1 protein-coding gene is annotated in these 1,077 nt (G+C 49.5%); it reads right to left on the reverse strand.

Features of this window, described 5'->3' with window-relative positions:
* Window positions 1-369: 369 nt before the first annotated feature.
* A partial coding sequence (locus ACODJP_RS13730) for a [Fe-Fe] hydrogenase large subunit C-terminal domain-containing protein (protein WP_422482461.1) occupies window positions 370-1,077 on the reverse strand: 708 nt, incomplete at its 5' end.

Raw genomic sequence — 1,077 nt, forward strand, 5'->3', positions numbered from 1 at the left:
CGCAGCTTTAGCTGCTGCCGGTATCAGGCCCTTACAGGGCTGACAGCAAGCCACCGGCTATGCCGGTGGTCATGACTCCTGAGAATGCTTTCTGAGTGAGGCTTACTTATATAGAATCCACCATAGAGTGAGTAAGAATTTAAAAGCAGAATAAAATCGTCAACAACTGTTGAGCACAACCCGGTGACAAAATACCAACCGTTGACGATAGGCGGGTAGGCATCTTGAGTAGAGAAGGGAATCAAGTTTAGCTTGCCTAACAACAATGCGAGTAAAAAGATAGTGCACAGGATGCAGTGACCCATTTACGAAACTGATACCTTTTATGAAAGAAGATGGCTAGGATTTATTTTCATTATTTGGTTATATTTAACTCTCGATTTTATCACACAAGGGAAACTCGAAGGGTGCCGATGAAGCAAACCTTGCCACGTGCCGTGCCGCCGTGGGAGGTGAAGCCAATGTACCGGGACCGCCTACGCATCCTCCGGGACATGCCATTCCTTCCACAAGATCCGGACAGGTACTACCTTTGTCGATATGTTTCAGCATCTCAAGACAATCGGAGAGGGTGTCTGCTTTTTCGAAGCTGATGTCCGTTATACCGAACTTCTCTTCTGCTGTCCTGATGATCGCATTCCCGACTCCCGAAGCATTCGCATATCCGCGCCCGAGCATGCTCGCGTCCTGAATGGCAGGACTCTCCCCGATTGTCGAGAGATCAATCTCGAAGGCAACGAAGAGCGCCGCAAGCTCCTCGAAGGTCAAGACATGATCCACATATCCCGACACTTCGGTGGTGAGTGCCTCATACTTCTTGGCAATGCATGGTCCGATGAAGATTACCTTCGCATGTACATCGGATTCCTTGATCTTCTTCGCCGTCTCCACCATCGGTGTATAGCTGTCGGCGATATTTTCCGCCAGATCCGGATAGGAATTTCGTGCGGTCAAGACCCACGAAGGGCAACAGGAAGTTCCAAGAAATTTTCCCTGTTTGGTTGTGTATTTTTCGGCGAGTAGGATTGTGTCGCAATCCGCGCCATAGGCGACTTCCATCACCCGGTCGAATCCCAG

Origin of the sequence: Pleomorphochaeta sp. DL1XJH-081, from assembly GCF_049310885.1 — a bacterium.
Taxonomy (GTDB): domain Bacteria; phylum Spirochaetota; class Spirochaetia; order Sphaerochaetales; family Sphaerochaetaceae; genus CAYZJV01.